Consider the following 13,382-nt stretch of genomic DNA (forward strand, 5'->3'; position numbering starts at 1 on the left):
GAACGCTCTGAACAGAAGGCGGAAGACGCCCCCTTCCTGAGAAGAGGGCGTCCGCCGGATTACCGGAAGGGGCGACAGAGCGAGCGGTCATCTTGTGAACGACGGCGCACCCGTGTCCCGTCCTTGGTTTAGAACTTGTAGCTGAGGCCGACCATATAGGTGGCACCGCTCTGGTTCTGGTTATAGAGGTAGCGGTTCTGACCCCAGAACTGCGTGTCCTTCTGATTGGTCAGGTTGATGCCGTTCAGCGTGAGCTGAAGCTTCTTGCTGACATTCCAGAAGGCCGACGCATCGACATAGGTGCCGGCTTCGAAGCCACGGGTGCTGGCGCTCATCACAGAGTCGTTGCGACCGCTGTACCACAGGTCACGATGGCTAAGCGAGGCGCGCGCCCCCCAAAGATCGGTTTCGTAAAACACCGTGGCGTTATAGCTGGTCTTGGAAATGCCGGTGATCTTTTCCGGGATATCCAGCGACGTATAGTTGGCCTGCATACCGAACTTATCGAAGGGCGCGGGCAGGAAGGTGAACTGCGCCTGACCGGCCAGTTCGATCCCCTTGATGCGCTGCGTGCCCTCGATATTGATCGGCATGGAGAAGTCGTTGATGATCGTATTCGCCGTCGCACCGGGGATCGAAGAGATCGGGATACCCGCCTGAGCAAAGGTCAGAGCGTTATTATCCTTGGTGCTGTAATCGGCAGACCCGATGAAGTTCTTGACGTCCTTCTGGAACACACCGGCCGACACCAGGCCGACATTGCCGAAATAGTATTCGACGGCCAGATCGAGCGTGGTGTCCTTATAGGGCTTCAGGTTCGGATTGCCGCGCGAGGCGCTGATTTCGCCGCTCGTGTCATCCTTGAAGGCGCTGCCCTTGGCGGCCATCGACCCCATGCCCGGACGGTTCAGGTTCTGCGTGGCCGAGAAGCGCACCAGAACTTCCGGCGTCATTTCGAGCACGGTGTTCAGCGTCGGGAGGACGCCGCTATAGTTGCCGTCCACGTCGGTCGTGCCGAGATAGGCGTAGGAGTCGCCCTGAATCCAGCCCGTCGAGTTGGTGTCGGTCTGATAGCCGCGCAGGCCGACATTACCGCGGAAACGCTTACCCGCGATGTCGCTGTCCCAATCGGCCTGCACATAGACCGAGGTGGTCTTTTCGCTGGTCGTATAGACGTTTTCGATGTCCTGAAGCGCGCCGCCCGTGCCGTCGGTGTTCGGGCCAAAGCGGTGATATTCGTTATACTTGGCAAAGGTCTTGGCGTAGTCGCCGATCAGCCACGAACCGAAGTTGTTGGTGAAGACCGTCGTGACGTCGGCCACCGGCTTGCCACGCATCTTGCTGCGGGTGCCGTTGACGTTGTCGTCATAGAACTTGTCGATGCCGTCCTGGGTGAACTCGTGATAGGCCACGCCCGCACGCAGGGTCCACACGTCCGACAGGGAGTAACGGCCATTAAAGACCGCTTCCTTCAGCTCCGAAGAGTTGTTGAAACCGCGGTAGTAGAAGGAATCGAGCGCATAGTTGGCCGGATTGGTCGTGTCCCAGCCCGGATACTGGAATGACGCCGAACGGCCGTCCGAACCGTAGTTGGCGATCAGGTTGCCCTTGGCGCGCATATAGAGCTTGTCGTCATAAGGCGTCTTATAGGTGGACTTCTCATAACCGATATGGCCGTCGAACGACAGGCGCTCGGAGACATCCCACTTGCCCGTCAGCACCAGCTGGTCAAAGCGGTTTTCGTTGCGCGAGCGGCGGTTTTCGCTGCCGAAGGTCATGTTCGTCACGTCGGTCATTGTGACGTAGTTGGTGCTGTCCCAGGCGATATTGTTGATCACCGAATTCGTCTGGAAGGCGGCGGGCCAGACAGTGCTGGCGGCGGTATCAAAAGCCACCGAGCCGGTCGAAGCCAGCGGGCGCGTCGCCAGGTGCAGTTCGCTGCGCTCCGTGGTGAACTGACCGTGCAGGGCGTCGAGCGTCAGAAGCACGTTTTCAGCGGGCTTCCATTGCACGGCGGCCGTCAGGCCCAGACGCTCCATCTTGGCGTTCCACGAGGAGATGCGGTTGCCGTCGGCGAAATAGAGATCCCCCGACAGGAACTTGGCCTGCTGCGCACTGCTCAGCTTGGAAATGTTGAGACCCTTGGTCACCAGACCCGCCAGGGTCGAGGCGCTGGGCTTAGAGTAGTTATAGGTGTTGTGGCCCTGCTCGGTCGTTTCGCGCTTGCCGTAGGCGATCGACAGGGCGACGCCGAACTTGTCGTCCCAGTTGCGGCTGTAGAGCGCAGCGATGCGCGGCTGGGTGTCCTTGGTGTACTCGTTGGTGCCGAGCTTCACCGAAAGGGCGCCCTTGGTGCCCGACGGGTAATCAAACGGCTTGCCCGTGAACAGACCGACCGTACCTGCCATGCCACCTTCGTGCTGCGCGGCCTGATAGGTCTTTTCGACCTCGACGCGCGAGAAGAGTTCGGACGCGAAGATGTTGAAGTCAAAGGCGCGGTCGCGCGAACGCTGACCCCGGCTGTCCTGCGCCGAGTCCACATTGCCCAGCACTTCCATGCCGTTGAGCTGCACGCGGGCAAAGTCAGGCCCCAGACCGCGCAGAGAGATGCGGCGACCTTCGCCGGCTTCGCGGTTGATCTGCACGCCCGGCAGGCGTTGCAGCGATTCCGCGAGGTTCAGTTCCGGGAACTTGGCCATGTCTTCGGCGACGATCACGTCCTTGATGACGTTCGATTCACGCTTCAGCTTGCGCGCCTTGGTTAGCGAGCCGCGATAGCCGGTGACGACAACCGTATCAATCGCGTCGCTTTCGGCCTGACCCGCCTTCGGAGCGGTCGGGGTGGTGGTCTGCGCATAGGTCGGCGCAGCGATGAAGAACAGCGCGCCGGCGGCGGCCCCTGTCATAAGCATCTTCATAGGAATGTCTCCGTGGATGAGCGCGCCGAGCGATCGCGATGCACGGAAGATGCCCCCCGCGGCCGGCTGCGGAGGACACATTTAGCCGCGGTTTGTGACAGATGTGTATTTTGGAGCTGAAAATGTGAGTTTTTGTGAGGTTTTTGTGCAACGGTGTTGGCAAAACCCGAAAAAAGCCGCGTTTTCAGGGCTTTTCCACACACGCTCGCGGCTAAATCCACACACATGCGCCTTGGGGTAGGGCCTAGGCGATCAGGACCTCAACCTCGTTCAGCGCCGTCAGCAATTGCGGCGGCGGTGTCTGGTCGGTGACGAAAATGTCGATCTGCTTGAAATCGAGCGCCTTGATGATGCCTTGCCGCTCAAACTTTGTGGAATCGACCAGAGCCACGACGCGCGAGGCCTGCGCACAGATGGCCGCCTTCAGCGAGGCCTCGGGATAGTGGAAGTCGAGCAGCCCGCGCCGCGAGTCCACCGCCCCGATGGCAAAGAAGGCGATTTCCGGCGTAAAGCGATTCATAAAGGCTTCGGTGTCCGGGCCAAAGCACGACTGATAGTCATAGTCGATTTCGCCCCCGGCAAAGAACACCTTGCAGCCATTGCGGCCGGTCATTTCCCGCGCCACATCGAGCGCATTGGTAATGACGGTCAGATTGCGCGGCTTGGTCAGGGCCCGGCTCAGCCAGTAGGAGGTCGAGCCCGAGTCGATCAGAATGGTCATGCCGTCTTCGACCAGAGCCGCCGCCTTCAGCGCAATGGCCTGTTTCTTCTCGGCATTCTGGTTGCGACGCACAAGATAGGGGGCTTCGGCCGCCGTTTCCTTGAGCGTCACCCCGCCGCGCACCCGGAAGGCGAAGCCTTCCTCCTCAAGCTGACGGATGTCGCGGCGGATGGTCTCGTCGCTAACGTCGAAACGTTGCGCCAGATCGGTGATCGTGCAGGTCCGATGCACCTGAAGCAGATTGTAGATTTCGGACTGGCGGGTATCCTGAAGCATACGGCCCCGGGGGAGAATAAACATACGACGCTTCTGTTGTGTTTTGTTTTGCCGCAACCTGTCAATGGCGATGCGCGGTGCAAACAGCTTCGGGGCAAGCCTGTCCGTCGATAGAGGGCGGGCGTGACAGGCGTGTGATACGATGTGGGACTTTGTGACCTTTGTGGAAATCGGCCCGTTAAAGCCCCAGCCAGTGCGGCAGATCGGCCACCGTGTCCAGCACCGCATCGGCACCGGCCGCATAAAGCGTGGTGCGGGCAGCCTCCAGCCGTCGGGTCCGTTCGGCCGCATCGAGGGCGGCGAAGGCGTCTTCGGTCAGGCCCACCTCATTGCCGCTGGCGGCGATGCCGATGGTATAGGCGCCGGCGGCCTTGCCTGCAGCGATACCGACGGGCGCATCATCGACCACCACCACCTCAGCCGCCGGCCACACGCCCAGCTCGACGAGGTTTTTCCAGATCATCAGCGGCGCGGGGCGGCCCTGCGGCGTTTCCCCGGCGCAGACGACCAGTTCGGGATCATAGCCCTGCGCCGCCGCGGCCGCCAGTATCGGGGTCATCATGGCCCGCGTGTAGCCGGTGGAGGAGCCGACCCGGATACCGGCGGCGCGGAGCTGTTCAAAGGTCGCGCGCGCCCCCGGAATAAGGGTAGCCCGTGCGGTTCCCGCCGCCCGCATCAGCTGATCCAGATTGGCATAGATGCGCTCAATATCCGTATCGGTCGGCTGACGCCGCCACTTGTCCTGCCAGCGTTGCGCCACCTCAGGCTGCGCCATCAGGGCCGCGACGTGATCGCGCTTGGCCTGCCCCATAGGCAGGCGCACCTCCGCTTCGCTCACCTCTACGCCCGCAGCGGCAAAGCCCTGCTGCATGGCGATAACCGGAGCGAGAGAGCCAAAATCGACCATGGTGCCTGCCCAGTCAAAGATAACGGCCTTGGGATTTGCGGGCTTAGTGGTCATGCGAAGGGTCCTTGCCATAGAGATCATTGAAGGTTTCTTCGGCAATGCCGAAGGATGTGGAGGCACCGGTGCCGCTGGTCACCACGACCAGCCGCACTCGTTCAGAGGGAGACAGGCGCATCAGGTCTTCCGACGCGCTGGCATAGGTGCCAAGCCAGCGCTCGATCACCGGCAGTGGTTCGATACCCAGAACACGCTGGAACTCTTCGAGGATCAGCGCCTCGACCGTCACGTCGTAAAAAGGTTCGGGGGCGCGGCCATAATGGTGGCTGTCGCCGACGATCAGCGAGCCATCCGCGCTCTGGGTAACGATCAGGTGCACACCCTTGTCCAGATGCGCTTTCTGTTCACGCTCAAGCACCGCGCTGAGCGTCGCACTTTCCGGGCGCTCGGCATAGCCGCGATAGCGCACCAGCGACAGGTCGGACATGCGCGGACAGACCAGATCAAAGCCCGGGGCCGCCAGACGCATCATATGCAACTGACTGCGCGTCACGCCCTGGCGGGCATAGAGGTCGGGATAGAGCTGGGTCAGGTCATCACCCGGACAAACGATGACGGCGTCACTGCGCACCCGCCCCTGCGGCGTGACGACATCGGTACCGTCCACGGTCAGCGCCGCCGTCTCAAACCGGAAGGTGACGCCGTTTTGCGCCAGCCACTGCACCAGACGCGGTATGGCCGTGCGCGATTCCACCCGCAGTTCATGCGGGCTGTAGAGCGCCCCTTCAAGGGCCGGGCCAATGCCGGTATAGGTCTCACGCACCGCTTGGGGTGTCAGAAGGTGACAGGCGGCCCCCATTTCATGCGCCGCAAAGGCTTCGAGCACCTGCATCGCTTCGGGACGCTGCGCGGTGACGAGCAGCCCGCGCTGCACGATCTCAATGCCCGCCTGCGGGGCAATATCAGCCCAGATGTCGCGACTGCGCCGGGCCCGGCGCCAGGTGTCGGTTTCGCCCTGCCCTGTCACGGTAACAAAGCCAAAATTGCGGATGGAAGCCCCTATGGGTGCGGCCTGACGCTCGATCACCACAGGGCGCAGGCCCCGCCGCACCGCCATAAGCGCGTGCGCCAATCCGACAATCCCCGAACCGATAATGGCTATATCGTACACCCGATACTCCCCTCTGCACGCATAATTCAGATACATATAAAATCAGATTGAATAATCATATCTGATTTTGAAAGGACCACAGGCGGTCCCGACACCTTTACGATCACCGCGCTTTCAGGCTCTGCACAAAGCGAAAGCCGCGCACTGCCGCGTGATTTCTCTGCCCCTGCCTGCCGCGCCGCCGCCATGGCTTGCGAACCGCAGGGGCCATCTATATAATATTTTCAAATGTCGCATCCCTTTTGAACATGAATTTATTATGACAAATTCCGGGGCGCTGAGCGCCGAGATTCGCCACATCTATCTGGGCGAAGGCCACCACGCCTACGGTCTCCACCATCTGAACCAGCTTCAGCACGCTCTGCAATCGGCGACACGGGCCGAGGCGCAGGGGCTTTCGCCCGCTCTGGTTCTCGCGGCCTTACTGCACGATGTCGGGCATATGGTCCACGACCTTGGCCACGCGCCGGCCGAAGAGGGCGTCGATGACCGGCACGAAGCCTTGGGCGCGGCCTGGGCGGCCGAGCGCTTTCCCCCCGCGGTCAGCGAGCCGATCCGCTTGCACGTAGCGGCCAAGCGCTATCTCTGCGCAACCGAAGCGGGCTATCAGGCCGCGCTGTCGAAAGACTCTGTCCTTTCGCTGGCCTTACAGGGCGGGCCGATGAGCCCCGCAGAGCAGCGGGCCTTTCTGGCCCTGCCCTATGCGCAGGACGCCCTTACCCTGCGACGCATCGACGAAAAGGCGAAGGACCCTCATGCCGTGACGCCGACCCTCGATCAGTTTCTGACCAAATGCCTTGCGGCCGTCTTGGGCACGCAGGCCTCTGCGGCTCAGGCGTGAGCCAGTCTGCGCCGCACCATAATTAAAAATTCATTTTCCTATCACTCAAGCGTCGCAGAGCGCCCCTAGCAAGCCCCCATCATTCATCATGTTTTGGGGACAAAGACATGTTCAGCGCCTTTCCTCGCGCCCTGCGCGCCACGACCTCCCTGTGGCCGCTCCTCCCGGCCGCCCTGTTGCTGGCACCGGTCGCTCAGGCCCATGCGGAGGTTCAGCCCGCAACTCAGGCTCAGCCGGCCTCCGATACGACGCAGGAAATCATCGTCACCGGCACCCGTGAAAAGGGCCGCACCAAGTATGAAAGCCTGACCCCCGTCGACGTCATCTCGGCCAAGGCGGTTCAGGACGGCGCGTCGGCGGAACTGGCCGACAATCTGGCGCAGGTGATCCCGTCGCTTCAGGTGCTGAAGCTGCCGTCGTCGGATGGTTTGCAGTTCATCCGCCCGGCGCGTCTGCGCGGCCTGTCGTCGGATCAGACGCTGGTTCTCGTCAATGGCAAGCGCTTCCACCGTTCCGCCTTTCTGGGCCAGCGCGGCGCGCAAGGGGCCGATCTCAACAAGATTTCGTCCTTAAGCGTCGGTCGCGTCGAAGTGCTGCGCGACGGGGCCTCGGCTCAGTATGGCTCAGACGCCATTGCCGGTGTGATCAATATCCAGCTCGATGAGCGTCCGGGTGTCAGCGCCTATGTGCAAGGCTCGCAGTATTATGAAGGCGACGGCGAAACCGTGCGCGCCGGTCTGAAGGCCGGGACGCGCTTTGACAAGGGCTTCCTCACCGCTTCTGTGGAGTGGGCTGACGCGAAAATGACCTCGCGCAGCCATCAGCGCGCCGATGCCCTGGCCTATCAGGCGGCCAATCCGGGCGTTGTCCTGCCCAACCCTGTCCAGCACTGGGGCGCGCCGGATACCAAGAGCTACAATCTGGCGCTCAACGGTGCCTATGATCTCGGCTTTGCCGAAGCCTATGGCTTTGCCACGGCGGCCAAGGGCGAAGGCATCAACGACATCAACTGGCGTATCCCGGTCGGCGGGGCCTTCACCATCACCCCCGCCTTCCCCGGCTGGGATCTGAAGTCGGTCTATCCGCTGGGCTTCACGCCGCGCGAACAGGCCAAGTATCAGGACTATCAGGCCGTGGGCGGCGTGCGCCACACTGGCGAGGTCTTCACCTGGGACCTGTCGGCCTCGCTTGGTGAAAACGAAACCAAGTTCTACCTCTATAACTCGATCAACGCCTCTCTGGGCCCGTCCTCGCCGTTCAACTTCTTCCTCGGCACCCAGACCCAGCGCGAAGTCACCCTCAATGCCGATGGCGTCTATCGCCTCGATCTGGGCCTGAGCGAGCCGGTCAATATCGCCTTCGGGGCCGAGCACCGTAAGGAAACCTATAAGGTGGGTGCCGGCGACAAGGCTTCCTACGCCGTCGGGCCGGGTGCCAAGAACGGTCTGGCCGTCGGGGCCAACGGCTTCCCCGGCTTCTCCGACCTTCAGGCCGGGGAGTGGTCGCAGGACAGCAACGCCGCCTACGTCGATGTCGAAGCCAGGCTGACGCCGGAATGGACGCTGGGCGGCGCGGTGCGCTACGAAGACTTCGACAGCTTCGGCAGCACCACCAATGGCAAGGTCTCGACCCGTTACGAGTTTACGCCCTATTTCGCCGCGCGGGGCTCATGGTCCACGGGCTTCCGTGCGCCGACACCGGGTCAGATCAACTCGCTGGCCGTGTCGCAGGGCCTAGACACGGTTACCCTGCAACTCTTCACCACAGGCCGCCTGTCGCCGCTCAACCCGATCGCCGTCAGCAAGGGTGCCAAGCCCCTGCAACCGGAAGAGTCGACCAACAAGAGCGCGGGCTTCGTCTGGCGCACCGATTTCGGCCTGTCGGGCTCGTTCGACATGTATCAGATCGAGGTGAGCAACCGTCTGGGTCAATCGTCGCAGATCACCCTGACCCAGGCCGAAAAGGACGCGCTGGTGGCGCAGGGCTATCCGTCGGCCGCCAGCTTTACCTCGGTCTACTGGTACACCAACGACTACAATACCCGCACCAAGGGTATCGACGTAGTGACCACCTATGTGCGTTCGCTGTGGGATGGCCGTCTGAACCTGACGCTCGCCTATAACAACAACAAGACCCTGATCACCGGCGGGACGCTCAATGCCAACCCGACCACCAAGCGCGTCTTCGAAGAAGGCCTGCCGCAGAACAACGCCACCTTCACCGGTACCTTCCGCAAGGGGGCGTTCGAATATCAGGTGCGCGCACGTCACTACGGCGGCTGGACCGACTCGACCGGCAATTCGACCGGCGACATCTTCCAGCGCTTCGGCGCGATGAACTTCGTCGATGCCTCGGTGCAGTGGGATATGACGGACAAGCTGTCACTGAAGGTTTCGGCGGAAAACCTGTTCGATGCGTACCCGGAAAAGGCCATCTTCCAGGCGTCGCGCGGTATCGAATATTCGCGTAACGCGCCTTACGACACCTACGGTGGCCAGTACTATGTGCGCCTGAACGCCAGGTTCTAATTTTAAGATACAGTATCCCTCAAGGGACGGGTTTCGCGCCCGTCCCTTTTCTGTTTTTCAGGAGCCCGCCATGCATCGCCGCCACCTTCTGAGCGCCGTCGGGGCGCTGCTGCCCGCCACCGCGGCCGCGCAATCGGCACCCCCTGCGCTGACACCACCCACAGGGGCACAGGACGAGGCGGGCTGGGCGCGGGTGGCTGAGGCCTTTCCGGCACGGCCGGAGGGGCTGATCAATCTCGAATACGGGGCCTTCGGTCAGATGCCGCGCGCCGTCGAAGCGGCCTTTTCCCGCTACACGGCGCAGGTCAATCAGGAAGGCGCGGCCTTTACGCGGCGGGGCTTTGTCCCCTATTATCTCAAACTGCGTCAGACGATCGCCACGGCCCTGAACGCCGATGCGTCCGAAATCGCGCTCACGCGCAACGCCACCGAGGCGCTCCACGCCCTGATCAGCGGTTACAACCGCCTGAAACCCGGTGATGCGGTTTTGATGGCCGACCATGATTACGATAGTATGCAGACGGCCATGCAGTGGTTGAAAGCGCGGCGCGGGGTTGAGGTCGTGCGCCTCGCCCTGCCCCATCCGGCCACGTATCAAAACCTGATCGACACCTACGAACAGGCGCTGAAGACCCACCCTGCCATCCGAATGATGCTGCTCACCCATGTCGGCCACCGCAGCGGTCTGCGCCTGCCCGTGCGTGAGATCATCGCCATGGCGAAAGCGCGCGGTGTCGATGCGATCGTCGATAGCGCCCATGCCTGGGGCCAGAGCCCGGTCGATGTGCGCGCCGAAGGCTTTGAATTTGCAGGCTTCAACCTGCACAAATGGATCGGCGCACCCGTCGGCGTCGGCGCCCTGTTCATCCGCAAGGACCGGGTGGAGGCCATTGACCCCTATATGGGCGAAAACGTCAATCCGCGCGATCCGGTTTCCGCCCGCGTCCATACGGGCACGGCCAATTTCGCCGCGCAAATGGCGGCCATCGACGCCCTGGAGCTGCACACGAAGCTCGGCTCCGCGACGGTCGAAGCGCGCCTGCGCTATCTGCGCGACCTGTGGGCCGAACCGGCGCGCGCCCTGAAGACGATCGACATACTGACGCCCGCAGATCCGCGCCTGCACATCGGCATTACGTCTTTGCGCCTGAAGGCCGATCCCTCCCCCGAAGCGCATACGGCTCTGACCAGGCGTCTGATGGAGGCACACGGCCTCTTCACCGTGACACGCACCGGTCTTGACGGCGGGGCCTGCGTGCGCGTCACGCCGGGCTATAGCTCGACCCCAGCCGATATGGCGAAGCTGCTGAGCGCGCTGCGCGCCCTCTGATACGCCGCCCACGCGCCGCAACGTCAAGTTTTAGTGGACAGACGGATGGGCTTGAGGCCTAATCGTGCAATCGTTGGCAAGAGTGAGGGGATGACAGATGGGGCCCGATCCGCACAGTGCCGCTGCCGCGTGGCAGCACGCGCACCCGCTGACCATGGTGTTAATTTCCACTGTGATCTCGCTGATTGTGGTCAGCCTGATCGTGCTGATCCGCTGGGGCGTCAGCTATAAGGCGTGGGGCTTTCATCCGGAAGGCGCCGGCGGTTTCCTTAAGGACGAGTGTGTGCGCTGGGGCGCCATCCTGCTGCCCTATCTGGCGCTGTCGATCGGCTTCAAATTCTTTATCTACGACCTGCATCCGGAATGGAACCGCCCCGAAGTGTGGGCCGGATTTGTCGTCGTGGCTATTGTGGGCCGTCGTCTGCTGGCACGTCACCCCTTCATTAAGGCGATGGGCCGCCACATTGATCTGGCAAAGCAGCAGGCCAAGGGCGCAGCGAAATAGTGACGGACACGCGGGCTTGACATCCATCTGGCGTCGTCCGTTTTTTTTAAGAACGCCCGCGCACAATTTATAGGTTTGTTAACGCGGTCCAGACAACGCTGTTACTCAACAATTACGCGTAACAGGGGCGTTGTTTATATGCGTTTCAGCCTGATGAACCTACCGTTGGGGGGTAAGTTCTCCCTCATTGTTGTCGCAATGGCGTTGCCGCTGGGTCTGATGACGATCCTTTTCGTCAACAGTGAACGAGCAATGATATCCTTTACCGAAGCGGAAAGAAGCGGGCTGGACTACATTAGGCCTGTCTGGCAGGGCCTCGCGACGGGCAGGCCCCTAAAGCTCGAGCCACCGATAGGTTTTCCGGCTACAGAGGATTTTACCGTTGCGCAAGCCGAAGCACAGCGGGATGGCGGAGAAACGGACCAGACCCGCGCCACTCTCATAACGCGTGCAGCCGATGCGAGTAACCTTACGCTCGATCCGGACGTAGATACCTACTATCTGCAGTCGAATGTAACGGTCGCCCTGCCCGCGCTTCTGGTTCTTAGCGACGACCTGGAAAAGAGTGTGAATGGGGTTGAGCCCACTTCACGCGCCTCAAACCTCGTGACCTTCGAGATTGCAGGTGCCAAACTGGACTCCTCGCATGAGACGCTCCATTTAAACCTGGCATCGGCGCTTTCCGGTACAAAAAGCAAATCCTTGCCCGTCGCCCTGGCCGGGCCTTCCCAGAATCTTGACGCAGCGATGAGTGATCTGTTGGCGGGCCGCCGCCTGATTGCCGACCAGCTGGCTTCTGGAAAAGGCGTCGATGCTGCAGGTAAATCCACGTTAAAGACAGCCCACCTTCGCCTGAAAGCGGCGATAGTTGAGATGTGGCGCACGAGCGCCGAGCAGCTTGACCATCTGTTGCTCGCCCGGATCCATGCGGTGTTTACCAAACTAATCACCGTGCTTGCGCTCGCAAGTATGATTGCTCTCGCCTCTGTGGGTCTGGCCGTTTACCTCGCCCGTAAAATGTCGTCTCAGCTCGTTTCATTATCCAGACTAATGGGCGAACTGGCCCAGGAAAACCTAAAATCTCACGTGCCGGTGACCGAGCAGCGAGATGAAATCGGGGCCATGGCCAAGGCTATCCTCGCCTTTAAGCAGGTTCTGATGGAGCGCAAAACCTTACAGGCCGAGCAGGAGGCCATGCGCGCCGCTCGCCAAGCGCGGCTGGAATATGAGCGCGGCCTGATTGATGCATTCAGATCAAAAATGGCGGTCATGGCGAGTGATCTGGTCCGATCCTCAGAGGAGCTTTCCGAAGCGGCTCAGACCTTATCAGCCTCAGCAGAAGAAACCTCGCGGCAAGCCTCAGCCGTGAACGCAGCCGCGGGGTCTGCCTCTAGCAATGTCCAAACCGTTGCCGCCGCCACGGAAGAAATGAACGCAGCCGTCAGGGAAATCTCAAGTCAGGTGAAAGAAACCACGTCGGCCTCAACACGAGCTGCCGCAATTACTCAAAATAGTCAGCACGAGATCCGTGCACTGGCAACGGCGGCGTCAGGGATTGGCGAGGTGGTGAACCTCATAAATCTGATAGCTAAGCAAACCAATCTTCTCGCCTTGAATGCCACGATCGAGTCGGCGCGTGCTGGAGAGGCCGGGCGCGGCTTTGCGGTTGTTGCCAGCGAAGTGAAAGCGCTGGCCAGTCAGACATCGGGGGCTACCGAAGATATCGCAAGGCGCATTCAGGAGATGCAGAACGCGACGACCGCGTGCCTGGCCGCTATTGAAGAAATCGCCGCCAGGATCGGCGATGTTGCCGAGCGCAATGGATCGGTCGCGGCGGCTGTGGAACAACAGGGTATGGCGACCAGTGAAATCGCCTCAAATACACACGACGCGGCAACCCGCACGCTCTCAGTCACCGAGAATATTTACGGTGTTGAAAGAGCCGCAGAGTCAACGGGCGCGGCGTCAGTTCAATTGCTTGGCCTGGCTCAACATCTTACCGAGCAAGCCGGGACACTCGAGGCGGAATTTCAGTCCTTTGTCACGGCCCTATCCGCGGCCTGACCGTTTTCGTTTGGTCCATGCCAACGATCAGTGTCGCGTTCAACGGTAGCGGTGCCTTAATGCAGGATGACCCCAATTGGCCGTGGCATCTCACGTGATCACAAGTGCTGCCGGCCAGGAGGCG

9 protein-coding genes are annotated in these 13,382 nt (G+C 61.4%); 5 read left to right on the forward strand and 4 right to left on the reverse strand.

The features are described 5' to 3' along the window. Positions 1-128 precede the first annotated feature (128 nt). The 4 genes from PQU94_RS08860 to PQU94_RS08875 form a co-directional block, all read right to left on the reverse strand. A complete protein-coding gene (locus PQU94_RS08860; protein ID WP_272741099.1) occupies positions 129-2,918 on the reverse strand; it encodes a TonB-dependent receptor in 2,790 nt (929 codons plus the stop codon). Between the two features lie 244 nt (positions 2,919-3,162). Continuing rightward, the gene (locus PQU94_RS08865) at positions 3,163-3,939 is read right to left on the reverse strand and encodes a DeoR/GlpR family DNA-binding transcription regulator (RefSeq protein ID WP_272741100.1); all 777 of its coding nucleotides are present in this window, start codon (positions 3,937-3,939) and stop codon (positions 3,163-3,165) included. Positions 3,940-4,093: 154 nt separating this feature from the next. Further along, positions 4,094-4,876: a phosphonoacetaldehyde hydrolase gene (phnX, locus tag PQU94_RS08870; protein WP_272741101.1), complete on the reverse strand. Its 783-nt coding sequence runs from the start codon at positions 4,874-4,876 to the stop codon at positions 4,094-4,096. After that, complete coding sequence (locus tag PQU94_RS08875; RefSeq protein WP_272741102.1) at positions 4,866-5,990, reverse strand: TIGR03364 family FAD-dependent oxidoreductase; 1,125 nt, start codon at positions 5,988-5,990, stop codon at positions 4,866-4,868. The genes phnX and PQU94_RS08875 overlap by 11 nt, the downstream gene beginning before the upstream one ends. Positions 5,991-6,249: 259 nt before the next feature. Between PQU94_RS08875 and PQU94_RS08880 the strand changes: the two genes are divergently transcribed. The 5 genes from PQU94_RS08880 (at position 6,250) to PQU94_RS08900 (ending at position 13,258) form a co-directional block, all read left to right on the forward strand. Continuing rightward, positions 6,250-6,831 carry an HD domain-containing protein gene (locus tag PQU94_RS08880; RefSeq protein ID WP_272741103.1) on the forward strand — a complete coding sequence of 194 codons (582 nt, stop codon included), beginning with the start codon at positions 6,250-6,252 and terminating at the stop codon, positions 6,829-6,831. A gap of 107 nt (positions 6,832-6,938) precedes the next feature. After that, entirely contained in the window at positions 6,939-9,359 is a 2,421-nt protein-coding gene (locus PQU94_RS08885; RefSeq protein WP_272741104.1) for a TonB-dependent receptor plug domain-containing protein, read from the forward strand. Positions 9,360-9,429: 70 nt separating this feature from the next. Further along, entirely contained in the window at positions 9,430-10,689 is a 1,260-nt protein-coding gene (locus PQU94_RS08890; protein WP_272741105.1) for an aminotransferase class V-fold PLP-dependent enzyme, read from the forward strand. A 97-nt stretch (positions 10,690-10,786) separates the two neighbouring features. Then, the gene (locus PQU94_RS08895) at positions 10,787-11,194 is read left to right on the forward strand and encodes a hypothetical protein (protein ID WP_272741106.1); all 408 of its coding nucleotides are present in this window, start codon (positions 10,787-10,789) and stop codon (positions 11,192-11,194) included. Positions 11,195-11,332: 138 nt separating this feature from the next. Further along, positions 11,333-13,258, forward strand: a complete 1,926-nt coding sequence (locus PQU94_RS08900) for a methyl-accepting chemotaxis protein (RefSeq protein WP_272741107.1) — start codon at positions 11,333-11,335, stop codon at positions 13,256-13,258. The last annotated feature ends 124 nt before the right edge of the window (positions 13,259-13,382 follow it).

This window comes from Asticcacaulis currens (assembly GCF_028550395.1).
Lineage (GTDB): Bacteria > Pseudomonadota > Alphaproteobacteria > Caulobacterales > Caulobacteraceae > Asticcacaulis > Asticcacaulis currens.

Bases quoted from the DNA above. Each gene is read 5' to 3' on its own strand.
- PQU94_RS08860 (WP_272741099.1), bottom strand. From the start codon at position 2,918: ATGAAGATGCTTATGACAGGGGCCGCCGCCGGCGCGCTGTTCTTCATC.
- PQU94_RS08865 (WP_272741100.1), bottom strand. From the start codon at position 3,939: ATGTTTATTCTCCCCCGGGGCCGTATGCTTCAGGATACCCGCCAGTCC.
- phnX (WP_272741101.1), bottom strand. From the start codon at position 4,876: ATGACCACTAAGCCCGCAAATCCCAAGGCCGTTATCTTTGACTGGGCA.
- PQU94_RS08880 (WP_272741103.1), top strand. From the start codon at position 6,250: ATGACAAATTCCGGGGCGCTGAGCGCCGAGATTCGCCACATCTATCTG.
- PQU94_RS08885 (WP_272741104.1), top strand. From the start codon at position 6,939: ATGTTCAGCGCCTTTCCTCGCGCCCTGCGCGCCACGACCTCCCTGTGG.
- PQU94_RS08890 (WP_272741105.1), top strand. From the start codon at position 9,430: ATGCATCGCCGCCACCTTCTGAGCGCCGTCGGGGCGCTGCTGCCCGCC.
- PQU94_RS08895 (WP_272741106.1), top strand. From the start codon at position 10,787: ATGGGGCCCGATCCGCACAGTGCCGCTGCCGCGTGGCAGCACGCGCAC.
- PQU94_RS08900 (WP_272741107.1), top strand. From the start codon at position 11,333: ATGCGTTTCAGCCTGATGAACCTACCGTTGGGGGGTAAGTTCTCCCTC.